General features: G+C 65.8%; 21 protein-coding genes. 14 read left to right on the plus strand and 7 right to left on the minus strand.

Going from position 1 to position 24,241, the window contains the following annotated elements; genetic code table 11:
* The first annotated feature begins 114 nt into the window (after positions 1 to 114).
* The 3 genes from DVB37_RS01370 (at position 115) to DVB37_RS01380 (ending at position 3,649) form a co-directional block, all read left to right on the plus strand.
* Positions 115 to 1,521, plus strand: coding sequence for an amino acid permease (locus DVB37_RS01370; protein ID WP_120153529.1), 1,407 nt, complete (start codon positions 115 to 117; stop codon positions 1,519 to 1,521).
* A 57-nt stretch (positions 1,522 to 1,578) separates the two neighbouring features.
* Entirely contained in the window at positions 1,579 to 2,796 is a 1,218-nt protein-coding gene (gene hutI / locus DVB37_RS01375; protein WP_120153531.1) for an imidazolonepropionase, read from the plus strand.
* 88 nt (positions 2,797 to 2,884) lie between these two features.
* A complete protein-coding gene (locus tag DVB37_RS01380; protein WP_120153533.1) occupies positions 2,885 to 3,649 on the plus strand; it encodes a carbon-nitrogen hydrolase family protein in 765 nt (254 codons plus the stop codon).
* 54 nt (positions 3,650 to 3,703) lie between these two features.
* Here DVB37_RS01380 and DVB37_RS01385 read toward each other — a convergent pair whose 3' ends face one another.
* Both DVB37_RS01385 and DVB37_RS01390 read right to left on the minus strand, forming a co-directional pair.
* Entirely contained in the window at positions 3,704 to 5,302 is a 1,599-nt protein-coding gene (locus DVB37_RS01385; RefSeq protein WP_120153536.1) for a methyl-accepting chemotaxis protein, read from the minus strand.
* A 146-nt stretch (positions 5,303 to 5,448) separates the two neighbouring features.
* Positions 5,449 to 6,867, minus strand: a complete 1,419-nt coding sequence (locus DVB37_RS01390; RefSeq protein ID WP_120157366.1) for an MFS transporter — start codon at positions 6,865 to 6,867, stop codon at positions 5,449 to 5,451.
* A gap of 431 nt (positions 6,868 to 7,298) precedes the next feature.
* On the opposite strand from DVB37_RS01390, the gene DVB37_RS01395 reads away from it, so the two are divergent.
* The 4 genes from DVB37_RS01395 (at position 7,299) to DVB37_RS01410 (ending at position 11,961) form a co-directional block, all read left to right on the plus strand.
* Positions 7,299 to 7,802, plus strand: coding sequence for a spore coat U domain-containing protein (locus DVB37_RS01395; RefSeq protein ID WP_120153538.1), 504 nt, complete (start codon positions 7,299 to 7,301; stop codon positions 7,800 to 7,802).
* An 11-nt stretch (positions 7,803 to 7,813) separates the two neighbouring features.
* Positions 7,814 to 8,527: a molecular chaperone gene (locus tag DVB37_RS01400; RefSeq protein ID WP_120157367.1), complete on the plus strand. Its 714-nt coding sequence runs from the start codon at positions 7,814 to 7,816 to the stop codon at positions 8,525 to 8,527.
* Positions 8,528 to 8,614: 87 nt separating this feature from the next.
* Complete coding sequence (locus tag DVB37_RS01405; RefSeq protein ID WP_240434023.1) at positions 8,615 to 10,924, plus strand: fimbria/pilus outer membrane usher protein; 2,310 nt, start codon at positions 8,615 to 8,617, stop codon at positions 10,922 to 10,924.
* Positions 10,924 to 11,961: a spore coat U domain-containing protein gene (locus DVB37_RS01410; RefSeq protein ID WP_240434120.1), complete on the plus strand. Its 1,038-nt coding sequence runs from the start codon at positions 10,924 to 10,926 to the stop codon at positions 11,959 to 11,961. Before DVB37_RS01405 ends, DVB37_RS01410 begins: the two co-directional genes overlap by 1 nt.
* 7 nt (positions 11,962 to 11,968) lie before the next feature.
* Here the strand turns inward: DVB37_RS01410 and DVB37_RS01415 are convergent, their stop codons facing one another.
* A complete protein-coding gene (locus DVB37_RS01415; protein ID WP_120153540.1) occupies positions 11,969 to 14,098 on the minus strand; it encodes a site-specific recombinase in 2,130 nt (709 codons plus the stop codon).
* A gap of 16 nt (positions 14,099 to 14,114) precedes the next feature.
* The gene (locus DVB37_RS01420; RefSeq protein ID WP_120153542.1) at positions 14,115 to 15,806 is read right to left on the minus strand and encodes an MFS transporter; all 1,692 of its coding nucleotides are present in this window, start codon (positions 15,804 to 15,806) and stop codon (positions 14,115 to 14,117) included.
* 577 nt (positions 15,807 to 16,383) lie between these two features.
* On the opposite strand from DVB37_RS01420, the gene DVB37_RS01425 reads away from it, so the two are divergent.
* Complete coding sequence (locus tag DVB37_RS01425) at positions 16,384 to 16,815, plus strand: DUF2809 domain-containing protein (RefSeq protein WP_120153544.1); 432 nt, start codon at positions 16,384 to 16,386, stop codon at positions 16,813 to 16,815.
* Between the two features lie 116 nt (positions 16,816 to 16,931).
* Here DVB37_RS01425 and DVB37_RS01430 read toward each other — a convergent pair whose 3' ends face one another.
* A complete protein-coding gene (locus DVB37_RS01430; protein WP_052946040.1) occupies positions 16,932 to 17,147 on the minus strand; it encodes a hypothetical protein in 216 nt (71 codons plus the stop codon).
* 237 nt (positions 17,148 to 17,384) lie between these two features.
* Here DVB37_RS01430 and DVB37_RS01435 point away from each other — a divergent pair, with 237 nt between their 5' ends.
* The 4 genes from DVB37_RS01435 (at position 17,385) to DVB37_RS01450 (ending at position 19,176) form a co-directional block, all read left to right on the plus strand.
* Complete coding sequence (locus DVB37_RS01435) at positions 17,385 to 18,116, plus strand: TenA family transcriptional regulator (RefSeq protein WP_006226804.1); 732 nt, start codon at positions 17,385 to 17,387, stop codon at positions 18,114 to 18,116.
* A gap of 73 nt (positions 18,117 to 18,189) precedes the next feature.
* Positions 18,190 to 18,489: a 2Fe-2S iron-sulfur cluster-binding protein gene (locus DVB37_RS01440; RefSeq protein ID WP_006216988.1), complete on the plus strand. Its 300-nt coding sequence runs from the start codon at positions 18,190 to 18,192 to the stop codon at positions 18,487 to 18,489.
* Between the two features lie 4 nt (positions 18,490 to 18,493).
* Positions 18,494 to 18,820, plus strand: coding sequence for a hypothetical protein (locus tag DVB37_RS01445; RefSeq protein WP_046805585.1), 327 nt, complete (start codon positions 18,494 to 18,496; stop codon positions 18,818 to 18,820).
* Positions 18,817 to 19,176 carry a 2Fe-2S iron-sulfur cluster-binding protein gene (locus DVB37_RS01450; protein WP_104144850.1) on the plus strand — a complete coding sequence of 120 codons (360 nt, stop codon included), beginning with the start codon at positions 18,817 to 18,819 and terminating at the stop codon, positions 19,174 to 19,176. Before DVB37_RS01445 ends, DVB37_RS01450 begins: the two co-directional genes overlap by 4 nt.
* A gap of 96 nt (positions 19,177 to 19,272) precedes the next feature.
* Here the strand turns inward: DVB37_RS01450 and DVB37_RS01455 are convergent, their stop codons facing one another.
* Together DVB37_RS01455 and DVB37_RS01460 are read right to left on the minus strand one after the other, a co-directional pair.
* Positions 19,273 to 19,998, minus strand: a complete 726-nt coding sequence (locus DVB37_RS01455) for a GntR family transcriptional regulator (RefSeq protein WP_046805637.1) — start codon at positions 19,996 to 19,998, stop codon at positions 19,273 to 19,275.
* A 79-nt stretch (positions 19,999 to 20,077) separates the two neighbouring features.
* Positions 20,078 to 20,821 carry a sulfite exporter TauE/SafE family protein gene (locus DVB37_RS01460; protein WP_120153546.1) on the minus strand — a complete coding sequence of 248 codons (744 nt, stop codon included), beginning with the start codon at positions 20,819 to 20,821 and terminating at the stop codon, positions 20,078 to 20,080.
* A 224-nt stretch (positions 20,822 to 21,045) separates the two neighbouring features.
* On the opposite strand from DVB37_RS01460, the gene DVB37_RS01465 reads away from it, so the two are divergent.
* Together DVB37_RS01465 and DVB37_RS01470 are read left to right on the plus strand one after the other, a co-directional pair.
* Positions 21,046 to 22,578 carry a hypothetical protein gene (locus DVB37_RS01465; RefSeq protein WP_046805588.1) on the plus strand — a complete coding sequence of 511 codons (1,533 nt, stop codon included), beginning with the start codon at positions 21,046 to 21,048 and terminating at the stop codon, positions 22,576 to 22,578.
* Between the two features lie 229 nt (positions 22,579 to 22,807).
* Positions 22,808 to 24,241, plus strand: coding sequence for an aldehyde dehydrogenase family protein (locus DVB37_RS01470; protein WP_371683136.1), 1,434 nt, complete (start codon positions 22,808 to 22,810; stop codon positions 24,239 to 24,241).

The following is a 24,241-nucleotide window of genomic DNA, read 5'->3' on the forward strand; positions in this document are numbered from 1 at the left end:
GCGGCGCCCTGCGCGGGGCCGCCACCACCGCGCTGTGCCGAAGCGTCCATAGAAGCCGCTCGCACAGCGTTTGACCCTGTACGCCTATACCTATAACAAGGACGGAGACGCAACATGCAAACGCAAACGCAGGATCTCAAACGGGGACTCAACGCCAGGCACATCCGCTTCATGGCCTTGGGCTCGGCCATCGGCACGGGGCTGTTCTACGGGTCGGCCAAGGCCATCGAGCAGGCCGGGCCGTCGGTGCTGATCGCGTACCTGATCGCCGGCGCGGCCGTGTACATGGTGATGCGCGCGTTGGGAGAAATGGCCGTGAAGGACCCCGTGTCCGGCTCCTTCGGGCACTACGCCACCGCCTACCTGGGCCCGGTGGCGGGCTTTCTGACCGGCTGGACCTACGCGTTCGAGATGATCATCGTGTGCCTGGCGGACATCACCGCGTTCGGGCTGTACATGGGCTTCTGGTATCCCGATGTGCCGCGCTGGATCTGGGTGCTGTCCATCGTGTTCTTCATCGGCGCCATCAACCTGTGCTCGGTCAAGGTGTTTGGCGAACTGGAATTCTGGTTGTCGCTGTTGAAGGTGGGCGCCATCATCGCGATGATCGCCGGTGGGCTGGGCATCATGCTGTTCGGCTTTGGCCTGAACGTGGAAAGCGCGGCAACGGGTGTGCATAACCTGTGGGAGCACGGCGGCTTCATGCCCAATGGCGTGGGCGGGCTGATTGCGTCGCTGGCGGTGGTGGTGTTTGCGTTTGGCGGCATCGAGATCATCGGCATCACGGCGGGCGAAGCCAAGGACCCCGGCCGCACCATTCCGCGCGCCATTAACGCCGTGCCGCTGCGCATCCTGCTGTTCTATGTGCTGACTTTGTTCGTGTTGATGTCCATTTTCCCGTGGACGCAGATCGGCAGCCAGGGCAGCCCGTTTGTGCAGATCTTTGACGGGCTGGGCATCAAGTCGGCGGCCACCATCCTGAACATCGTCGTGATCTCGGCGGCGGTGTCGGCCATCAACAGCGACATCTTCGGCGCGGGCCGCATGCTGTACGGCATGGCGCGGCAGGGGCAGGCGCCGCGTGGCTTCGCGGCGGTGTCGGGCTCGGGCGTGCCGTGGATGACGGTGGTGGTCATGACGGTTGCGCTGCTGCTGGGCGTGTTGCTGAACTATCTGATCCCCGAAGACGTCTTTGTGCTGATCGCATCGATCGCCACGTTCGCCACCGTGTGGGTCTGGCTGATGATTCTGTTGTCGCAGGTGGCGATGCGGCGCAAGATGAATCCCGACGAGGTCGCGGCGCTGAAGTTTCCCGTGCCGTTCTGGCCGATTGGCCCCCTGCTGGCGATTGCGTTCCTGGTGTTTGTGATCGGCGTGCTGGGGTACTTTCCGCGTACCCAGATGGCGCTGGTCGTAGGCGCGGTGTGGATTGCGGTGCTGTGTGTGGCGTACCGCTATCTGGTGCTGCCGCGCGGCCCGGGCGGTGGACTTCCGGCGCCGGTGCCGCAAGGGTCCGACTGAACGAACACGGCGCCCCGCCGCATTGCGCGGCGCGGCGCCGGCTTTAAGGAGAACTGCATGAGACAGGTCTGGCGACATTGCCACGCCGCCACGATGGTGGACGGGGCCTATTCGGCGATTGAAGACGCGGCCATCGTGACGCATGCCGACCGCATCGAATGGATCGGCAAGGAGGCGGCGTTGCCGCCGGTTGACGCGGTGCACGAACATGACCTGCGCGGGGCGTGGGTCACGCCCGGGCTCATCGATTGCCACACGCATCTGGTCTTTGGCGGCAACCGCAGCACGGAATTCGAGCAGCGCCTGCAAGGCGTGGACTACGCGCGGATCGCGGCGCAGGGCGGCGGCATCGCCAGCACCGTGCGCGCCACGCGCGAGGCATCCGAAGACGCGCTGTACGCCAGCGCCCGGCAACGCGCGCTGCACTTGCTGCGCGATGGCGTCACCACGCTGGAAGTGAAATCCGGCTACGGGCTGGACCTGCCCAATGAACGCAAGATGCTGCGCGTGGCGCGGCGTTTGGGGCAAATGCTGCCGATGACCGTGCAGGCCACCTGTCTGGCCGCGCATGCCTTGCCGCCCGAATTCGCCGGCCGGCCCGACGACTACATCGACGAGGTCGCGCGGCGCATGTTGCCGGTGCTGGCGGCCGAAGGGCTGATCGATGCCGTCGATGCCTTCTGCGAGCATCTGGCGTTTTCACCGGAACAGGTTGAACGCGTGTTCCAGGCGGCGGTGCACCTGGACCTGCCCGTCAAATTGCATGCCGAACAATTGTCGTCGCTGCACGGCGCAACGCTGGCCGCGCGCTATGGGGCCTTGTCGGCGGACCATCTGGAGTACCTGACGGAAAGCGATGTGCTGGCCATGGCGCAGGCCGGCACGGTGGCGGTGCTGCTGCCCGGCGCTTTCTATGCGCTGCGCGAAACGCAGTTGCCGCCGCTGGATCTGCTGCGCCGCTATGGCGTGCCGATGGCAATTTCCACCGACCTGAACCCGGGCACGTCGCCCGTGTTGTCATTGCGGCTGATGATGAGCATGGCCTGCACGCTGTTCAAGATGACGCCCGAAGAAGCGCTGGCCGGCGCAACGTTGCACGCGGCGCGCGCCCTGGGGCTGCACGTCACGCATGGCTCGTTGGAAGCGGGCAAGGTGGCCGACTTTGTCGCCTGGGACGTGGCGCACCCGTCCGAGCTGGCGTACTGGATCGGCGGTGACCTGCCCAAGCGCGTGATCCGCCACGGCGCGGTGGTGGATGTGGCGGCGCTGAACTGAGCAGTCGATGCACCATGGCGGGTCCTGGCGTTCTACGATGTCGTTCGGTCGCGCCTGATTCCGGGCGCGCCGTGCATCTGGGGAACGTATGCGGATCTGCATGATGGAAGGGCCGGTGGACTTGATGCCGGACAGCGCCACGTGGGCGGGCATCGCCGAGCGGGTGGCCGAGCTGGCGCCGGACTTGCTTGTCACCAACGAAATGCCTTTCGGCCCGTGGCTGGCGGCCTCGGCTGCCTATGACGCCGCGCGCGCCGCCGAGTCGGTGCGCCTGCACGAAGCGGGGCTGACCGCACTGGCCGCGTTGCAGGTGCCCGCCGTTGTTTCGTCACGCCCCGTGCCCGCCGGCGACCGTCTGGCCAACGAAGCGTTCGCCTTGCAGGGCGGGCGCTACACGGCGCTGCATCACAAGCAGTTCTTCCCAGAAGAGCCCGGGTTCTTCGAAGCCACCTGGTTTCGTCCCGCGATGGACGGTTTTCAGGTGTTCGAGGTGGGCGGCATCCGCCTGGGCGTGCAGCTGTGCACCGAATTGATGTTCAACGAACGGTCGCGCCGCTACGGGCGCGAGGGGGCCGAATTGATCGTGGTGCCGCGCGCCAGCGGCGCGTCCGTCGGCCGCTGGCTGACGGCCGGCGCGATGGCGGCATTGGTGTCGGGCTGCTATGTGGTCAGCTCGAACCGGGCCGGGCGCACGGCGCAGGGCCAGGTGTTCGGCGGCCGGGCGTTTGCGTTTCAGCCGGACGGCGAAGTGCTGGCGCAGTCCACCGATACGGAGTCCATCGTGGTCGTCGACGTGGACCCGGCGCGGTCGCGGGCGCAGCAATCGCAGTATCCCTGCTACGTGAAGGAATAGCCGGTCCGCTGGAATAGCCGGTCCGTTGCGATTGCGCGCGGTCCCGCGCCGCGCTCAGGCTGCGATGGCGATGTGCCGTCGGTCTTCGATCAAGGTCGGCAGCCGGAACGCGCTGACGGCGCCTTGCAAACGTTGCGCCTGGTTTTCCAGCGAGGTGGCGGCGGCCGCGGCTTCTTCGACCAGCGCGGCATTTTGCTGCGTCACCTGGTCCATCTGATTGACGGCGGTGTTGACCTGATCAATGCCGGTCACCTGCTCTTGCGAGGCGGTGGCGATGTCGTTGACCAGCAGCGTCAGCCGCTCGATGGTGTCCAGGATTTCTTGCATGGTGCGCCCGGCCGTTTCGACCTGGGTGGACCCCGCCTGCACGGTGGCGCTGGAGGCCGACAGCAATTGCTTGATCTCTTTGGCCGCGCCCGCGCTGCGCTGCGCCAGCGACCGCACTTCCGCCGCCACCACCGCGAAGCCCTTGCCCTCTTCGCCCGCGCGTGCGGCCTCGACCGCCGCGTTCAGCGCCAGGATGTTGGTCTGGAAGGCGATGCCGTCGATCACGCTGACGATGTCTTCGATGCGCCCCGAGTCCTGTGCGATTTCCCGCATGGTGCTCACGGCTTCCTTCACCGCCATGCCGCCGCGCTGCACCACCTGGCTGGCCACAACCGCCATCTGGTTGGCCTGCCGCGCGTTCTCGGCGTTGCTGGTCACCGTGGACAGCAGTTGCTCCATGCTGGCGGCGGTTTGTTCCAACGAGGCCGCCTGCTGTTCGGTGCGGCTGGACAGGTCCTGGTTGCCGGCGGCAATTTCGCTGGAACCCGCGTTGATCTCGACCACGCCTTCGCGCACGGCATGCACGGTGCGCACCAGGCTTTCCTGCATGTCTTGCAGGTACGGGATGATCTGGCCCACGCAGTTGCGGCCGTAGGGTGCCAGCGGCGTGGTCAGGTCGCCGCTGGCGATGCGGCGAAAGTGCGCTTTGATGGTTTCCAGGGGACGCCGCACGAAAATCACCACATAGCGGTCGCCCAAAGCCAGCAACAGCAGGCAGATCGCCAGGACGATACCCATGCCGGTGTAGGCTTGCCGGCGCTTGGCGGCGGCGTCTGCCCACAGCTGCGTTTCGCGGTCCTTGGCGTAGGCTTCATAGTTTTCGATGCTTTTGCCGAACGCGCGGCTGGCGCTCACGACGGCCCCGGCCGCATGTTCGCGTGCGCGTTTGACGTCGCCGGCTTCCAGGTGTTGGCGCTGCACGGCGATGCCGCCATTGACCAGCGCATCGAAGCCTGCCTGCATGGGTTGCAGGATGGCGGCGGGCGCGTCGTCGCGGGCAAGTTCGATGAAGATGGCCTGCTGCTTGCGGGCTTCGTCCAGCGCGGCGTCGATGCTGCGCCCTTCTTCCGCTGCCTGGGCCGTTTTGCCCTCGGCCGCGTATTCCAGTTGCCGGGACAGCCGCAGCCGTGCGCGCATGATTTGATCGTTGACCCGAGACAGGGCTGAGACTTCGTGAAGCAGTTCGCTACTGTCGGCAAGCGCTTCCCCGGCGCTGCGCAACCCGTTGACGCTGATGGCTGAAAGTCCGATGACCAGTGCACTGATGGCAAGCAGGGTGCACAGGATCAGGCGCCGGATGGTGATGTCTTTCAAAAACTGTGTCATGCGTGTCGTCCCAAATACAGCGAGTGCTGCATAGACAACAACGACCCCGCTGCCGCGATATTTAGCGACTGTTGCACAACTTACGAATATGTCTGGCCGTTCGACGAATATGTCGATAAATACCGCAACAATCTTGCGATTTGGCGCTATTTCGAAGGGTGCGGCGTGGGCGCCTGCATGGGTTCGGACGCGTCGAAGCGCAGACGCGAAAAGCTGGCGATGCAGGCTAGCGCCGCGCATAGCCCGCCCAGCCACAACGCCGCCACCGCGCCATGGGTCGTGGACACGTGAAAACAGGCCGCCACCAGCGCCGCCCCGGTCGCCTGGCCCAACAGCCGCACCGTACCGATCATGCCGCTGGCGCCGCCCGCTCGCGAAGCCGGGGCGGACGTCATGATGGCGCGCAGATTGGGCGATTGGAAGAACCCGAAGCCCGCGCCGCAGATGGCCATGCGCCAGCAGATGTCCCAGACCGTCGGCGCGGCGGGCAGCAGCGCCATCAACACCATCCCCAGCGCCAACATGGCCAGGCCGACGCCGCCCAGGATGCCCGCCGGATACCGGTCGGACAAACGGCCCGCGATGGGCGCCATGATGGCGACCACGACGGGCCACGGCGTGATCAGGAAGCCGGTGTGGACCTGGCTATAGCCCAGCACGGTCTGGAACATGAAAGGCAGGGACACAAAGGCCAGTGCCTGCGCGGCGAACGCGCACACGGCGGTGGCCGCCGACAGGGCGAACAGCGGGCGGCGCAACAGGTCCACGGCAAGAATGGGCGCGGGGTGCCCGGCTTGCCGACGCATCAGCAACCACAGGGTGGCAACGGCGCCGCCCCATTCCAGCGTGACGCGCGGCCATGGCGCAGCATGCGCCAGTTCATTGGAGCCCAGCACGAACAGCCCCAGCGTCAGCGCGCAAAGGGCCGCGGCGATGCCGTCAAAGCCGTGCGGCGCGCGCGCGGTTTCCGGCAGGCCGCGCAAGCCCAGCACGGCGGCCAGGATGCCGATCGGCACGTTGATCAGGAACAGCCAGTGCCAGGAGCCCAGCAGCAGGATGGCCGACGCGGCGGTCGGCCCGGCGGCGAACGACAGGCCGACCACCATGGCGTTCAGGCCCAGTCCACGGCCCAGCATCGAAGACGGATAGATGAAGCGCAGCAAGGCGCCGTTCACGCTCATCACGCCTGCCGCGCCCAGCCCCTGCAAGATGCGCGCGACCACCAGCGTGGGCAGCGACGGCGCCAGTCCGCAGGCCAGCGACGACAAGGTGAACACCACCAAGCCCACCATGTACACCCGACGATGGCCCAGGATTTCACCCAGCGCGGCGGCGGGCAGCAAGCCGGCCACCATGGCCAACTGATAACCGCTGATTACCCAGATCGACCCGGCATCGCTGGCTTGCAGGTCGCGCGCGATGGTGGGCAGCGCCGTGTTGGCGATGGCCGTATCCAGGCTGGCCATGCACACAGCCAACATGACGGCCAACAGGGCGCCCAGCCGTTCCGAGGCGGGCAGGCCGGCGCCGGCCGGGTAAACGGTATTGCGTGAGAACGGGAGCATGGGCGTCAGGGATGGCGTGCGGGCGGACGTGTCCGGCATCAGGAGGACTGATTCTAATGCGGCATCGGGATTCAACGCTTGGTCAGCCAGCCGCCCCGCGCATCGGTAATCAAACTGATGCCGGCGATCGACCATGCCAAATAATCGCCGAGGCGTCTCGGGATTAATACTTGCTACATGTGCTGAATATCCGCAGAGTCACATGCAGAAACGAAATTCAGCGCGTATTTACAACGAAATGTATGTCCGCAAAATCGGCCGATTTTCATAGGGTGAGTCTCGCAACGCCACCGCTGCGTTGCATTCCGTTTTGTCGCAATGGGCAAAATGCGCAGGCGAATTTGAAACTATTCTGCTTGGGTATGCGATATTGCACGTACGATTAATTTCGATTTTCTTGATGGTGCAACTATTTGGGTGGGAGGTTTCCTATGAAGCGCTTGTCCTTGTATGTAGCAGCGTTGTCCGCGTGCGGCGTGGGTTTACCGGGGGTGGTAAATGCGCAAGCCGGTCCCACCGCGAATTTCAATGTCACGCTGACCATTACCGCCAACTGCGTGATTGCCGCGAATAATCTGGCGTTTGGCACCCACGGTGTGTTGAATACCGCGATAACCGGCAATACCACGCTGAACGTCACGTGCAGCAATACCACGCCATATACCGTGGGCTTAAGTTCCGGCACCGGCACCGGTTCCTCCGGCACGACTCGGTTTATGCAAGGCACGGGCTCCAATACCGCCACGGTTGCGTATCAGCTGTATCAGCCGAATAGCCCCACCGTTGTCTGGGGCGACGCCCAGGTAGCGGACCGGGTGGGCGGCGTGGGCAACGGCAGCGCGCAGGCACTGGTTGTCAACGGCACGGTGCCGGTGCAAACCACCCCGGCGCCAGACACCTACTCTTCCACGGTCACTGCCACGGTCTACTTCTAGTGCGCGCCCTGATGCGTACGCTGCCGGTGGCCGTGTCGGTGCTGTGCCTGGCGGCGTGGACGCCGGCCGCGCTGGCGGCGGCCTTGCAGATATCGCCGGTGCTGGTGGAGCTTGCGCCCCAGCAGGGGGCCAGCGCCGTCATGCTGCGCAATCCGGGCGCCACACCGATCTACGGCCAGGTGCGCACCTATCGGTGGGACCAGGCCAATGGCGACGATGTCTTGACGCCCACGGAAGATATCCAGGCCAGCCCGCCGATCATTCAGGTGCCGCCCGGCGGCGAACAACTGGTGCGGCTGGTGCGCGCCTCGCGCGAACTGGAGCCGGTGCAGCGCAGTTACCGCGTCATCATCGACGAGATCCCCGACCCTTCCACCCCCGGCATGAACGGCGTGGTGTTGCGCCTGCGATATTCCGTGCCGGTGTTCGTGGCGGGGGCGGCGGCGTCGCCGCAACCCGAGCTGGCCTGGCGCGTTGCAAAAGAGGGCGACGCCTGGGTGCTGCGGTTATCGAACACCGGCTCGCGCTACGCGCAAGTCGCGGCGTTGCAGATCGTTAACGGGGCGGGCAAGACGGTGGCGAAAGTCGACGGGTTGCTGGGCTACGCATTGGCGCAGCGCGCCCGTGAATGGCGGATTCCCGCAAAGCAGGCCGCGCCTGGCCCGGTGCGGATCAAAGCCCTGATCAATGGTGACGACGTCACCGTCGCCCCGCGCATCGAATGACCGCGCATCGCGCGCGGCTGCGCGAGGGGCAATGACGAGGAAGGCCAGTCCATGGCAGTACGCGCTTGTCTTGGGCGGGGACGACGCATGTGGCGGCTTGCACTTTGCCTGCTGTGCGCGCCGGCAATGGCGGCGGACCCGCCCGACCAACTGGTGTCTTTCGGCAATATCGCCGAGCGTGATGTGTATCTGGAGGTCAGTATCAACGGCGTCAATACGTCCCAATTGATTCGGTTTCGCGACGTGCAAGGCCGGCTGTCGGCCAGCGCGGGCGCCTTGCGGTCGGTGGGTGTGGACCTATCCACGCTGGGTCTGCCGGACGGCCGCGATATCGCGCTGGATAGCATTGCCGGCGTGCGCTACGCGTACCGGACGGCAGAGCAATCGGTGGACATCCAGTTGCCCGACTCGTTGCGCGTGCCCTATGAAGTGGGCGCGGCCGGGGCCACGCAAACGCCGCCGGCCACCTCCGGGCGCGGGCTGCTGCTGAACTACGACGCGTATGCGCAAACCGATTCGCTCTATCGGCTGGCGCTGTTTACCGAGCAGCGCTACTTCGATCCGCACGGCCTGTTCAGCAATACGGGCACGGCGTATCTGGGCGGCGCGGCGGATCGCTACGTGCGCTATGACACCTTCTGGACGCGATCAGACCAGCAGACGATGCGCACGCTGCGGCTGGGCGACACCATCACGTCGTCGTTGAACTGGTCGCGTTCGGTGCGAATGGCCGGCGTGCAATGGGGCCGGAACTTCGCGCTGCGGCCCGACCTGGTGACGTTTCCCGTGTCGTCGTTGAGCGCATCGTCGGTGGTGCCCTCGTCCGTTGCGCTGTACGTCAATGGCGTCCAGCAGTTCTCCGGCAACGTGCCGCCCGGGCCCTTTGTGGTGAACCAGATTCCGGGCATCACGGGCGCGGGCCAGGCCACGCTGATCACTCGCGACGCGCTGGGCCGCACGGTGACAACCTCGGTGCCGCTGTATATCGATACGCGCATGCTGGCGTCCGGCCTGTCCAGCTGGTCGGTGGAAGCGGGCTTTGTGCGCCGCCAGTTCAGCGTGCGCTCGTTCGACTATGACGACAAACCCATGCTGACCTCGTCAGGGCGCTACGGGGTCAGCGACGACCTGACCGTGGAAGGGCACGCGGAAGCGGGCGCCGGCCTGGCCAACCTGGGCGCGGGCGCCTTGGTGAAGCTGGGGCAGGCGGGCGTGCTGAGCGGGTCCGTGTCGGGCAGCGCGGGCAGCTATTCCGGAGGCCAGATCGGCCTGGGGTACCAGTACGTGCGGCCAAGCTTCAGCATCGATATGCAGGCCACGCGCGCGCTGGGCGATTACGGCGACCTGGGTTCGCGCGAAGACGCGCCGGTGCCGCGCCAGACCGAACGCGTCACCGTGTCCCTGCCCCTGACCAGTGCGCAAAGCGTGGCGTTGAGCTACATCGGCTATCGCATGCCGCAGGTGCCGGCGGCAAAGCTCGGGTCGGTGTCGTACACGGTCAATCTGCACAGCCGGGTGGTGCTGACGGCCAGCGCCTACAACGATTTTGCCGAGGACGGTTCGCGCGGTGTCTACCTTGGCCTGTCGCTGATGCTGGGCGATCGTACGCAAGCCACCGCATCGGCAGGTCGGCAGGCCGGGCAGGACACCTACAGCGTGGGCGCGCAGAGCAGCGTGGCGTACGAAGGCGGCTGGGGGTGGGCGTTGCAGAACGGGCGGTCGGGCAGCATGCAATACAACCAGGGGCAGGCCCAGTTTCTGGGCCGCTACGGCCAGCTGACGGGCATCGTGCAGGACTATGGCGGCACGACGACGGCCGCAGCGCAGGCATCCGGGTCGCTGGCCATAATGGACGGCGCGGTGCTGCCGTCGCGCCGCATCAACGACAGCTTTGCGCTGGTCTCCACCGACGGCGAGCCCGATGTGGCGGTGCTGCACGAAAACAGAAAGTTGGGCAGGACGAACCGCAGCGGCTATCTGTTGGTGCCGGACTTGAATTCCTATCAGACCAATCGCCTGGCCATCGACCCGGAAGACCTGCCCGTGGACGTGAAGCTGGACACCACGAAGGCCGTGGTGGTGCCGCAGGCGGGCGCCGGGGTGCTGGCCAAGTTCCAGGTGGAAAAGTACGCGGCGGCCTCGGTCATCCTGCAATTGCCGAACGGCGCGCCGGTGCCCGTGGGCGCCCAAGTCGTGCAGGTGGAAAGCGGCAAGCGTTCCGTGGTGGGATACGACGGGATTGCGTTCGTGGAAGACCTTCAGGCCAGTAACCAGCTGCGGGTGCGTGGCGCAGGCGTATCTTGCCTGGTGGACTTCGATTACGTCCGCGACGAAGACCACCCGCTGCCCACGCTGGGGCCGTATCCGTGCCGGCCGCTGCAAGGAGCGCGGCCGTGATGGCGCGGCGGCGCGGCATGGGGCCGACGCAGGGGGCGGCGCGGTTGCCGCTGCGCTGGCTGTTGTTGTCCGCCAGCGCGGCGTTGGCCATGGCCTATGGCAGCTTGGCGCAGGCCAGTTCCTGCACGTTGGGCGCGGGCACGACATCGACGATGGATTTCGGCGCGGTCAACCCGCTGCTGCCGGCCGATACCGTCAACGATAGTGGGCAGGTCACGGTGACCTGCACCTTTACCGCGCTGGGCCTGTTTGCGCGCGTGTGCTTCAACCTGGGCCTGGGCAATACCAGTACGTCAAACAACCCGCGTACCTTGGGGGCCGGCACGAACCGGATGAACTACAACCTGTACACCAACACCGCGCGCACGCAGGTGTGGGGCGCTTCGACCAGTTCCGGCCCGACATCGGTATTGCTGACCGGGCCGCTGTTGGTTCTGGGCGGGCCGGTGTCGACCACGTTCAAGTTCTACGGCAAGGTGCCGGGCAACCAGCCGCTGGTCTCGACGGTCAATAACGCCAACACGACGTATTCCGAAACCTACCCCAGCACGGCTACGGTCGACGTGTTGTTCGGCCTGGGCGCGTTGGGCAATTGCCCGTTGTCCACGGTCACGCAGCGCATCTCCATTCCGTTGACCGTGACGGCGCAGGTACAGAAAAATTGCACGATCAACGCGACGGATCTGGCGTTTCCGCCCAAGGGGGTGTTGAGCACAGCGGCCACGGCCACCAGCGCCATCACCGTCAAGTGCACCAACAACAACGCATTTTCGATCGCGCTGAACGGCGGTTCGGTAGCGGGCAACGTGCTGGCGCGCAAGATGAAGCACGCGACGGCGGCCGACACGGTCAGCTACCAGCTTTATCAGGACAGCAGCTACGCCACGATCTGGGGCGACGCGTCGGGCGGCGCCCCGCGCGTGGGCACCGGCACGGGCGCCAACCAAACGTTCACGGTGTACGGCCGGGTGCCTCCCCAGCCTACTCCCCGGCCGGGTAATTACAAGGACGTTGTCACCGCCACCATCACGTTCTGACGCCCGCCTAGGGGGTGGCCGTGGGCGTGGGGGCAGGCCGTGGCTTGACGGGCCAGAACAAGGTGGCGGGCCGTTGCCAGATGCGTTGGCGCACGCCGGCAGATAGCGAATCGCGGTCGCGGCGGCGCAGGTCGCGTGAACGCAGCGCGACGTTGAATGCCAGGGCGAAGCTGACGCCGACGTTCAGGATGCCGGTCAGCGCCGTGCCTGCCACGGCCAGCCAGAAAATCTGTGTGTGCACCACCTGCCAGCCCAGCGTGCCGATCACCGTGCCAAGCTGTCCGGCGCTGAGTGTCACATGGCGCACTTCAACGTGCGGCCCGAAGAAGCCCACGATGGCCGGCCCCAGGCCCAGCATCAGGCCCAGCGACAGGTTGCCGGCGATGCCCGATATGTTGCGTTGCCAGAAGCCCGCCCAGCGCGCCGCGCCGCGTTCGCCCAGCAGGTGCCGCGCGCGCCGGTTATAGGCCATGACGTCGTGCACGCGATGCAGCGCGAACCAGTTGTCGGCCCAACCCGCGATCAGGCTGGACAGCCACAGCAGCACGCCGGTAGCGGCGGCATACAGCGGGGTCGGCCCCCAGGCCGAAAACGACGCCAGTGTTTCCTGCGCTTTCTCGGCGTTGATCAGCGGGCGGTCCAGCGCGTTGAGCGCAACCCACTGCACCGCCCATGCCAGCGGAAACACCACCGCCAGGTTGCCCAGGATGGCGGCCGCGTTGGACCGGATCATGGCCAGCGTGTCGTCCAGGAAGGCGTCGCGGCCTTCGGGTGTGTAGGCGTCGTCCAGGCGGTGGGCCAGCGCGGGGCCCGTCATCGCGGGCTGCTTGGTGGCCAGCGTGAAGTGGGCGAAGTGAATGACGAGAAAGCCGCCCGCATAGTTCAACGAGGCCAGCAGGCCCTCGATGAACTTGTCCAGATGCAGCGACACGATAAAGAACTTCAGATAGACGGTGAACACCATGACGAAGCCGCCGCCCAGCGACGCCTTGAGCATCGTCAGATATTCCACCGTGTCGCGCGCGATGTAGTGTTCGCCGGTCTCGGCGGTGCGCTCCATGACGCGCCGCGCCAACTGCGCGAAGGACGAGGCGGCCAGGTGGCGGATGCTGCTGCGCGCCTGGGTGGACCGGATCAGCTCGGCGGTCAGGTGCACGAACTTGTGGCGCTGGGTGGGGTCCACCCAGACGCCGAGCAGCAGTTCGATGCGGGCCAGGCGCAGCTTCATGCGTTCAATCTGGAACACGACTTCGACGGATACGCCGTTCTTTTCCAGCTCGTCGTAGACGCCTTGCGTGGCGGCGCGGCAGCTGTCCAGCAGCGCGCGGAACACGTTCAGGCGGCGGCCGAATACGTCGCGCGGCGTGGCGGGCGTGGTCGCGCAGAGCTCGGCGGACGCGGCGGCCAGGGCGAAGAAGGGCGATTCTTCAACCCGACCGGGCAGGCGTGTGCGGATGTCCTGGCTCAGGCCGGTCGCGCGCACTTGGCTGACCAGCACCTGGATGCTGCTGGTCAGCGCCTGCTCCAGCCTGGGCGATAGCGGTTCGGCGCCGGTGGCGTCGCGGTGTTGCGGCAGATCGGCCGCGTGCATTGCCGCGTCCTCGCCCGCGCGATACAACGCCCGCATGCGCGCCAGCGTGTCGTCATCCAGGGATTCGATCCAGGCCGCGTCGCCGGTGCGCCGGAAGATCAGCGAGAACAGGCCGAACATGTCGGGGCGATTGGGCGGGGGCGGCAACATTCGTGCCTGGGCGCGGTCCCAGAATTCGCCCCAGAACCCGGGGTGCGAGGCCACGCCCGTGTCGCACAGCAATGACGTCGGGTCGTTATCGGCCACCAGCGAGCGCAGCGTAGCGGCCACGCGCGCGGCGCGTTCGGGGTCGCGTTCCAGCACCTGCAATACGTAGCGCAGGCGGGCGTGCTGCGGGTGGTGCGTGGTGGGGAGCGTGGCGGCGCGCGGGGCATCTCCCACGGCGGCGGCCGGTGGGCTGGGGCGATCCAGCCAGCGGCACAGGTCCACTATCCACATATTGCGGTCGGCCAGCGGCGCGCCGGGGTCGGCGCTCGCCAGGATGACGTCCAGCTGCGGGCCGCCGTGCCGCGCGGCCCGCCAGTTGCGCCAAAGGGATGTCAGCATGGGCGGGCCTCGCGATTCAGGGGGCTTCGGGGTGTCGGCGCAAGGAGAACCCTTGCGCTTCATTCATGGCCTGGTAGCTGACATTGCGCGACACCACCGGCGGTTTGTCGCCGCCATGCAGGGCCCGCACTTCGTCCAGCACCATCTTGTCAGCCAGCGTCATGCGGTCGATCATGCGCAGGTACTGCATCCAGCTTTCCACCAGGAACACTTCGCGCCACACGCCTTCGCGCTCCAGGTCGCGAAACAGCTGCCACTGCTGCGCACCGTTGCGCAGGCGCAGCAAGCGCAAGGGGTGCGCGGCGGCAATCAGCGCGCGCAGTTTTTCGTGATTGATCTGGTATTCCACGGCGACCAGCACGGCGCCATGCTGCGTGTTGAAGCCGGCGGCGGCCATAGCGGGCTCGGCGTTGTCCACGCGGGCGAGCGACTGCGTGTCCAGCTGTTCGGGCAAGCGCGAGCGGTACAGCAGCGCCACGGTGATGCCCAGCATGATGCCCGCCGTGGTCAACGCGCCGGACACGCCCATGGTGCCCGCGAAGTGGCCCCACATGAACGAACCCGCCGCCAGCCCGCCAAAGATCGCAGTCTGGTAAAGCGCCAGGGATCGCGCCTTGACCCAGTCGGGCACCAACATCTGCACCGTGGTGTTGTAGGTGGCCAGCACGCCGATCCAGCAACTGCCCGAGACCAGCAGCGCCGGAAACGCTACCCACAGCGTTTGGGTCAGGCCCAACGCCGCCAGGCACACGGCCAGCAACGCGGCGGCCACGGTGACCAAGCCGCCCGCGCCCCAGGCGGCCTGCACGCGCCGCACCACGGCGCTGCCCAGGATTGCGCCCACGCCCAGCGCGCCCAGCATGTAGCCGTAAAGCAGCGCGCTGCCGTCCTCATGTTCATGCGCCAGCAGCGGCAGCAAGGCCCACAACGCGCTGGCGGACAAGCCGAATGCAAACGAGCGCAACATCACCACGCGCGTCACCGTGGAATGCTGCGTGTAGCGCAGCGCCGCGACGACGCCTTCCAGCAAACCTTCGGGGGGCAGGCGACGTTCGGGCAGTTCGCGCTGCCAACGCCAGATGGCCCATACCAGGGCGCCGTAGCAAACGCAGTTCAGCAAAAAGACCCAGGGGGCGCCCATGGCGCCCAGCAACAGGCCGCCGATGGCCGGGCCGACCGCGCGCGCCACGTTGTAGTTCACGCTATTGAGCAGCACGGCGCTGCCGACGTGTTCGCGTGGGACCTGTTCGCCCACTGCCGCCTGCCACGCCGGGGTCACGATGGCGCTACCGATGGCAATGCAGAACACCGAGGCGATCAGCGTGATGGGGTGCAGCAGCCCGGCAAACGCCAGGATGGTGATGAAGACGCCGCCCGCCAGCTCCATGAGCATGCCGGTCAGCATGACCTTGCGGCGGTCGTAGTTGTCGGCCAGCACGCCGGTCAGGATGGACAGCGCCACCAGCGGAAGCGCCGCGGCTACCTGGATCATGGCAACCATCAGCGGGCTGCTTTGCTCGGTGGTGATGATCCAGGCGGCGGCCACGGATTGCGCCCAGGTGCCCAGATTGGCGAACAGGTTCGCGATCCAGATAATGCGGAACGCGGGAAAGGCGAATGGGGAAAGCGTGCTGACGGTCAGGGGCGCGGCAGGCGCGGCGGGCGCGTTCGGCGGCAGATCGGCGGAGGGCGAGACGGGTTGGAGCATAGGGGCTCGGGGGCGCGTCTTGGTCTGCCCGGAAGGCCGGGCGTTGCACGGGTGATCAATGGTACGCCTGAATCGGAGCCGCCGTGCAAGAGGCCCGGGCGGTGGATAACACTGTGGGTAAGCCGGTGGATTTGCGGTGGACAGCCGGGGGATAAGCGGTGGACAACGCGGGATAACTTTGCGAGGCGGCCGGCGAATGGCGGCGTTGCAGGGCGCATTGCGGCACGGCTTGACCGCGCCGTCGAGAGCGCGGTGGTGTGACCGTGGCGCCGGGATAACTTTTAGTGACGCATGAAAGGCTGCTGTTTCCGGGTTTTCCCGGGGATATCGAGTACGCTGCCCGGGGTCCGGTTGCCGGCCCTCTTTTCTTGGATCTCGGGCTGCCTGCTTGCCGCCGGGGCCGGCTTCTGCCTGCTACCGGCTATCTGCTGTGCGTGTGTACTGTGCGCTGTCTGCTGTCTGCTATGCGCTTTGTACTGCGTGCTTTGTACTGCGTACTGCTTGCTGCGTACTGCTTGCTGCGTACTGCTTGCTGCGTGCCCGTGCTTGTTACTAGCTTCTAACTGCTTCTTCTCCCATGACCCTGACTTTCAACGGGCGCGCGTTCGCCGCCCTGCTTGCCGTTACCGCGCTGCTGGCGCTGATCGCCTTGTATGGCGCGCCGTACCCGTTCCTGCGCGGGTTCCTGGGCGATGTGATCGCGGTGGGCTGGGCCTACCTGGTGTACCGCACGTTCATCCGCGCGCAGGTCTTGCCGCTGGCGATTGCGGCGCTAGTGACGGGGTATGCGGTGGAATTCGCTCAGTACCTGGCGCGGCTGTACGGCTGGCAGTTGCAGCAGCCGGTCTTGCGGGTCGTGCTGGGCAGTGTGCCCGACTGGTGGGACGTGCTGGCCTATACCGTGGGCTTCGTCGTGGTGTTGCTGCTGGCGGGCGCTAACCAGCGCCGCCAACACGCCGCGTCGCTACAGGACGCGCGCCTGCGTGCAAGCTTGCGCGCGCGCCGCTAGACGGACGCCGGGGCACCGGCCCGGGCGTGGCGCCCCGGCGGGATGACCGACCGCTTCAGCAGCGTCCGCCCCGGCACATCACAAGCCCGGCCTTGCCGGCCGGGCTGCCAAGACCATTACCCGGCTTGATACATCGGCTCGTCGTCGTTACGACGGGCCGCGGGTGCTGCCGGGCGCAGCGGTTGCAGGCGTGCGTTGCGGAAAGGCGCGAACAGTTCGGCCCAGGACTTGGGCAGCAGCGGCGTGGCGTGGCGCACCGCATCGCGGCGGGCGTAATGCGCCAGCAGCTGCTGGCCGATGGGAGCGTCTCCAAGAGGATGGCGGGTATTCATGGTATTTCCGTATTGCATTGAAAGTGTATTCATTGTACTGGCGGCACCCCGCATCGTCCAGTTCGCTCGCCGCGCCTGTTGTGCGCCGTCAACTCGTTGATATCAAAAGGTCTGCCCCTTTTTTTCCTGGGTTTCTCCGGGATTGCCCTAGCAGTCCAAAACAGTAGACGGTATACAATGTTCTTCATGGCCGGGCTAAACCAGCCTGGAATCCCTCCCACTGGACTGGAGCGCGTCATGGCAGAACTGATGAACCGAGATGAATTCCGTACCGCGTTGGAAAACGCGATCAAGGGCAAGAGCGCCAACGCGTCGCCCTTTTCCATTGCCTGGGCCGAAGGCAAGCTCAGCCGCGAGCACCTGTCGCGCTGGGCCGAGAACCACTATCACTATGTCGGTCCGTTCGCGGATTACCTGGGATACCTCTACGCTCGTACGCCCGATACCTACACCGAAGCCAAAGACTTCCTGCTGGCCAATATGTACGAAGAGGAAATCGGTGGCGACCGCCATACCGATCTGCTGATTCGTTTTGCCGAAGCCTGCGGCACCACGCGCGAACGCGTCACCAACCCGGACAACATGTCGCCCACCACGCGGGCGCTGCAAAGCTGGTGTTATGCCGTGGCCATGCGTGAAGACCCCATCGTGGCCGTCGCCGGGCTGGTCGTGGGCCTGGAATCCCAGGTGCCGTCCATCTATCGCAAGCAGACGCCGACGCTGCGCGAAAAGTACGGCTTCACCGATGAAGAAGTGGAGTTCTTCGACCTGCACATCGTGTCGGACGAGATCCACGGCGAACGCGGCTATCAGATCGTGCTGGAACACGCCAACACGGTCGAGCTTCAGCAGCGCTGCCTGAAAATCTGCGAAATCGGCGCCCAGATGCGTTTGCTGTACACCACGGCGCTGTACACCGACTACGTGCAGCACGAGATCAAGCTGCCCGAACTCGGTCTGGCCGCCTGATTCACACCCGGCATTTATCGGGGCGCGCTGCATCGCTGGCGCGCCCCACCCGCAGCTCCAGGACGACAGACTCATGCCTACCGTTGTATTTCATAAAGGCGGCCAGACCTATACCGATGTGGTCAAGGACAACACCAACCTGGTGGTGCGGGCCGGCATCAAGCAGTTTCCGTATCCGCATCTGCGCTACGAATGCGGCATGGGCAAGTGCGCCAAGTGCGCGTGCCGAGTGCTGGCCGGCGCCGAACATCTTCCCCCGGTGAACTGGAAGGAAAAGAAGCAACTGGGCGACCGCATCGACCAGGGCTACCGGCTGGCGTGCCAGCTGTGGCTGAACCATGATGTTGAACTGGTTCAGGACGCGGAGGCATAACGCGATGGACGCCTCCTACGTGATCCTGACGACCAAGCCCGGCGTGTTCCACACAGACGTGGGCGTCGACGTCGACATCATCGAAACCTACGACTACGTCTTCTACGGGCGCACGCTTGCCGTGTTTCGCATTGCCCGGCTGCACGGCGAGACGCGCCTGATCGTCACTGAAGACACGCCGCCTTACGTCGTCAACCGCGTGCCGTCCAAGTTCCTTGAAAAATTCTCGTCGGTCGAGGCAGCCCGCAAGGAACTGGCGCACCTGACGCGATTCGGCAGCATGGAATCCACCTTGACGCTGCGGCCCGCCGCCGCTGTTGCAGAGCATTGACACCCATGGTTCAGATCACATTTCTTTCCAATGGCGGCAAGGTTGCCACCGCGCCCGAGAACAGCAACCTGCTGCGCGTGTCGCTCAAGGAAAAGGGCGGCATTCCGTTCAAGTGCGGGGGCGGCTTGTGCGGCACCTGCAAGTGCCGCATCGAAGAGGGGCTGGAGAACACCGACGCGGTCAAGCCGAAAGAGCGCAAGCATCTGCGCCCTGAGGACTTTGAAGCCGGCTACCGCATGGCGTGCCAGACATTTGTGAACGGCGACGTCAAAGTTTCGTGGGTGGTGCAGAACGGCAAGGGGGTGGTGGTGGGCGTGGGCGCGGACCCGGTCGACGCGCCGGTGCCCTCCGCCTGACGCTAAGGGGTGACGCGCGTCGCAGCGTCGGCTGCGAGCGCACATTGTCCAGGTTTCAGAGGCGTATCCCAGCCCGTAAAAAACCGCGGTGCCGCGTCAATCCGCCGCGTCGTGGTGCTGTTGTTGCTGCTGCGTGTCCGTGTATGCCTTGGCCGCGTTGTGCACGTGCTGGCTCGCCAGCAAGGCGGCCAGGTCGCCGTTGCCGGCAATCACGGCATTCAGAATCTGCGAATGCTCATCCCAGTTGGCCTTGGCGCGGTGCATGTTGCTGGGCGCGAACAGCAGCGCCGTGCGATCGCGCAGCGACCGCATCAAATCCGTCAGCACCACATTGCCGCCTATGGTGGCCAGCATTTCGTGAAACTGCGAATTCAGCGCCAGGAACTTGTCCAGCTGTTCACTGCGCGCGGCTTCCGTGCCTTCGCGCAGAAAGGCCTGCAAGCGTTCCACCGTCTTGGCATCGCGCCGCTGTGCCGCCAGCTTGGCATTGAGCCCCTCCAGCGTGGCGCGCACTTCCACCATGTCATAGGCCACGGCGTCCGACAGCACGGATACCGAGGCGCCGCGACGCGGCTCGATGGTGACCAGCCCTTCGGCGGCCAAGGCGCGCAAGGCTTCGCGCACGGGGATGCGCGAGACGCCCATTTCTTCAGATAGGCGGCCTTCAACCAGGCGGTCTCCGGGGGTGAATTCCCCGCTAAGAATGCGTTCGCGCAGCTTGTCGCGGATCACGGCGAACAACTGAGGATGCTGCTCGCCAATCTTCAGCGGAGCGGAAGACTGCGTTTCAGCGGCTTGCGGGCTGACAGGCGAAGTGGTCATGGCGAGCATGTGTGGATTAATGGATACAGTCTCCATTGTATTACCGGGTGTAGCAAGGTGCCGTGGCAAAAAGCGCGCATCAGTTGCCCCAAAACGCCTTGACCAGCACGCCCAGCGCGCCCAGCGCGCATGCGGCAAGCAGAACGATGCGCACGGCGTGGGGCGGCAGCAGCGTGCGCAACCGGTTGGAGACCGCAAAACCGGCCAGCAGAAACGGCGCCAGGCTTAGGGCCAGACCGACGTGATAGCCGGTGTACCGCTTGGCCAGCGCCAGCATGGCAAGCGAAAAGATCGACCCCAGGAACAGCACCACGCCCAGCGTGGCGCGCAGCTGAGGCGGCGCCGTGTGTTGCAGCACGATGGCGATCGGTGGGGCCCCCACCGAAGTCATCGTGCCCATGATGCCCGAGGCCACGCCGGCGCCGGACACGCGGCCCGGCGTGGCGGTAAAGCGCAGCCCCGCCGCGCTCAGGCCCACCGCGATCAGGATCATGCCGGCGAACAACACGCCCAGCGTCTGCGGCGCAAAGCGCGCCATGGCGTAGATGGCGATCAACGTGCCTACCGCACGGCCCACCAGCGCATACGACACCGACGACCAATCGATGCAAGCCCGTTCGCGCAGCGCCGTCAGCAGCGAAATGAAGCCGCCCAGCGTCAGCAGGGGGCCGGGGGCCAGCTGCGGGAAGAACATCGCCGCCACCGGTGCGGCAAACATGGCGAAGCCGATGCCGCCCACGCCCTGGGCCACCGCCGCACCGAACACCACGACGGCCATCGCGGCGTACTGCCAAAGATCGGGGTAAGGCAAGGTCGCTGGCATGGGCTACAGCCTTTTATGTATACGATAGTCAGAGAGGGAATTTTGTCACGCTTGGGTCGGGCGGCAAAACTACGGGTATTCCCTTGTTTTTAGGCCGTTATTCATCCATTTTTCAGAATTATCGGTTTCCCTAGGCGCCGCATATTTCGATTGGTATGGCACACAACGAAATATAGTATACCGACTGTGGCGATCCAACAGCCACGTCACAAGGGGAATCACGCATGCAAGCGGACGTTGTGCTCACAGCTGCTCACTGGATGTATCTGATCAGCGTGGCCGCCATCATCCTGACGATGATTTTGCGGGCCAATGTGGTGGTGCCATCGGTGATTGGCACCTTTCTGGTGGTGCTGGCCATCACCGGCAATCCGATCAGCGCGCTGATCGGTATCTTCTCGGCCAGCTTCGTGGCCGCCAAGGAGTTGTTCAACATCTTTCTGGTCATCACGTTCATGACCGCCCTGCTCAATTCCCTGAAGACGCTGCAGGCGGACGTGCGCATGGTGCAGCCGTTTCGGCGCATCATGCGGGGCGGGCATTCGTCGTTCATCATCATCGCCCTCTGTACGTATGTGATCTCGCTGTTCTTCTGGCCGACGCCCGCCGTGCCGCTGGTGTCCGCCATCCTGCTGCCCGCCGCCATCGCGGCCGGCCTGCCGCCGCTGGCCGGCGCCATGGCCATTGCCATCGCCGGGCAGGGCATGGCGCTGTCGTCGGACTACGTGATCGGCGTGGCGCCCAGCATCAGCGCCAAGGCGGCGGGCGCGGCCGTCAGCGCGGCGGTGGTGGCCGACCGTGCGCTGGTGTTGTCACTGATCACCGGCGCCGTGGCGCTGGTAACGGCCTACCTGCTGATCCGCAAGCACATCGTGCCCGCCAACGCCGCGTTGCTGGATGCCTGGCAGGCGCGCGCGCAAGACGGCAGCCTGGCGCGGATCGAGCAGTCCGGCTCGTTCGACAAGGCCGAACTGGCGCGCGGCACCATGGGCGCCGACCCGGCGTTGCCGCAAGGCCCCGTCGTCAACGACGAGGAACGCCGCCGCGTGCGCTGGTCCAAGACCTTTGCCGTGGTGACGCCGCTGGCCTTCCTGGCGGTGATCGCGGTGATGGTCCTGCCCCGCCTGTTTCCGACGCTGCCCGCCTTGCGCGGCGGCGATGCGGCGGCGCTGGTGGGTGGCGTCGCTTTCGTCGTGATGATGCTGGTGACGCTGGCCGCCGAAGGGCCGCGCAAGATGCTGGACGTGTGCCCGGAACATGTGACGGACGGCTTTGTCTTCGCCTTCAAGGCCATGGGATCGGTGCTGCCGATTGCCGGCTTCTTCTTCATTGGCGCCAATGAAACCGCCGCGCAGATCCTGGGTGTCCCGCAGGCCCAGGCCCCCGGCCTGCTGTTCGAAGTGATTTCGGCGGGCCAGCATCTGATCCCCGAAAACCACTTCCTGGTGGCGTTCGGCGTGTTGCTGGTGGGCATGATCACCGGCATCGACGGTTCCGGCTTTGCCGGTCTGCCATTGACGGGCACCTTGTCCGGCGCGTTGGGGCCGGTGGTGGGCGTGGACCCCGCCACGCTGGCGGCGGTCGGGCAGATGGGCGCTGTCTGGACGGGCGGCGGCACCTTGATCGCGTGGTCGTCATTGATTGCGGTGGCCGGGTTCGCCCGGGTCAACGTGCTGTCGCTGGTGCGGGCGTTGTTGCTGCCGGTATTGCTGGCGCTGTTCGTCTCGACGATCTGCGCGGTATTGATCTGGCGCTAGCCGTGCACAGCAGCTGATGCCGATAAAAAGGGGCCTGCCAGGCCCCTTTTTCATGCCCGCTCGTCGGGGTTATCACGGATCGCTGGCCGATGATTAAAGTATACAATGTTCACAGCTACCCGAATGCCCGGCTTAACCGCCGAGCCGCTCGGTCCCTCTGGGCCACTCGGGCCACCCCCGTACCGGTAAAGGAAGCGCTTCCGTGGACGATCTTTCGCAGCAGACATTCATGAACCATATCGGCGGCGCCTGGGTGCCCAGCGCCACCCGGCGTACGGCGCCGAACATCAACCCGGCCGATACGCGCGACATCGTGGGCCACTTTCCCGTGTCGGACGCCGATGATGCGCGGCGCGCGGTGCAAGCCGCCGATGACGCCTTCGCCGCATGGCGCGACACGCCGATCTCGAAACGCGCCGCCATTCTGTTTCGCGCCGCCCAGTACCTGGAAGACCACGCTGACGCCTTTGCCCGCGAATTGACCCGTGAAGAGGGCAAGGGCCTGAACCTGGCCAAGGACGAAGTGCTGCGTTCGGCGCAGACGATCCGCTTCTACGCGGTCGAGGGCCAGAGCTTTACCGGCGAAACCTTCGTCAACGACGACCCGGACATGGTGGTCTACAGCCAGCGCGAGCCGCTGGGCGTGGCCGCGGTGATTTCGCCGTGGAACTTTCCGATTTCCATTCCCGCCCGCAAGATCGCGCCCGCGCTGATCGCCGGCAATACCGTGGTGTTCAAGCCGTCATCCGACGCGCCGCTGTCGGGCTACCGCCTGACCGAAGCGTTCGTGCAGGCGGGCTTGCCCGCGGGCGTGCTGAATCTGGTGATCGGGCCGGCAGGGGCCGTGGGCGCGGCCATCACCGGCGCGCCGGCCGTGCGCGCGATCTCATTCACCGGTTCGACGGCCGCGGGCGAACAGATCCACCGCAGCGCCGGGCTGACCACGCGCACGCAGATGGAATTGGGCGGCAAGAACCCCTTGATCGTGCTGGCCGACGCCGACCTGGATCGCGCCGTGGACCTGGCCGTCAAGGGCGGCTTTTCGTTAAGCGGCCAGGCCTGCACCGGCACCAGCCGCGTGTTGGTCGATGCCAAGGTGCGGCAGGCGTTCACCGATAAGCTGGCGGCGCGCATCCAGGCGCTGACCATCGGCAATGGCCTGAAGGGCAACTTCGACCTGGGCCCCTTGGCCACCCGCAAGCAGCTGGACAACGTGTTGAGCTACGTGGCGATCGGCAAGCAAGAGGCTACGCACCTGTGCGGCGGCGACGTGCTTGCCGGCCCCGATTTTGACCACGGCTATTACGTCACGCCCGCGCTGTTTACCGATGTGACGCAGCAGATGCGCATCGCCCGCGAGGAGATCTTCGGGCCGGTCATCGCACTGATTGAAGTCGACGGGTACGAGGACGCCATCGCCAAGGCCAACGACACCGAGTACGGCCTGTCCGCCGCCATCGCCACCACCGACGCGCGTTACGCGCACCGCTTCGCGCGCGACATCCAGGCGGGCACGGTCAAGATCAACCGCACCACCACCGGCAACCTGATCAATGCCCCGTTCGGCGGCTTGAAGCATTCCAGCACGTCCACGTTCCGCGAGTCGGGCCGGGTGGGCCTTGAGTTCTACACGCAGATCAAAACCATCTACCGCGCCGGCTGA

Origin of the sequence: Achromobacter sp. B7 (genome assembly GCF_003600685.1) — a bacterium.
GTDB classification, from domain to species: domain Bacteria; phylum Pseudomonadota; class Gammaproteobacteria; order Burkholderiales; family Burkholderiaceae_B; genus Achromobacter; species Achromobacter spanius_B.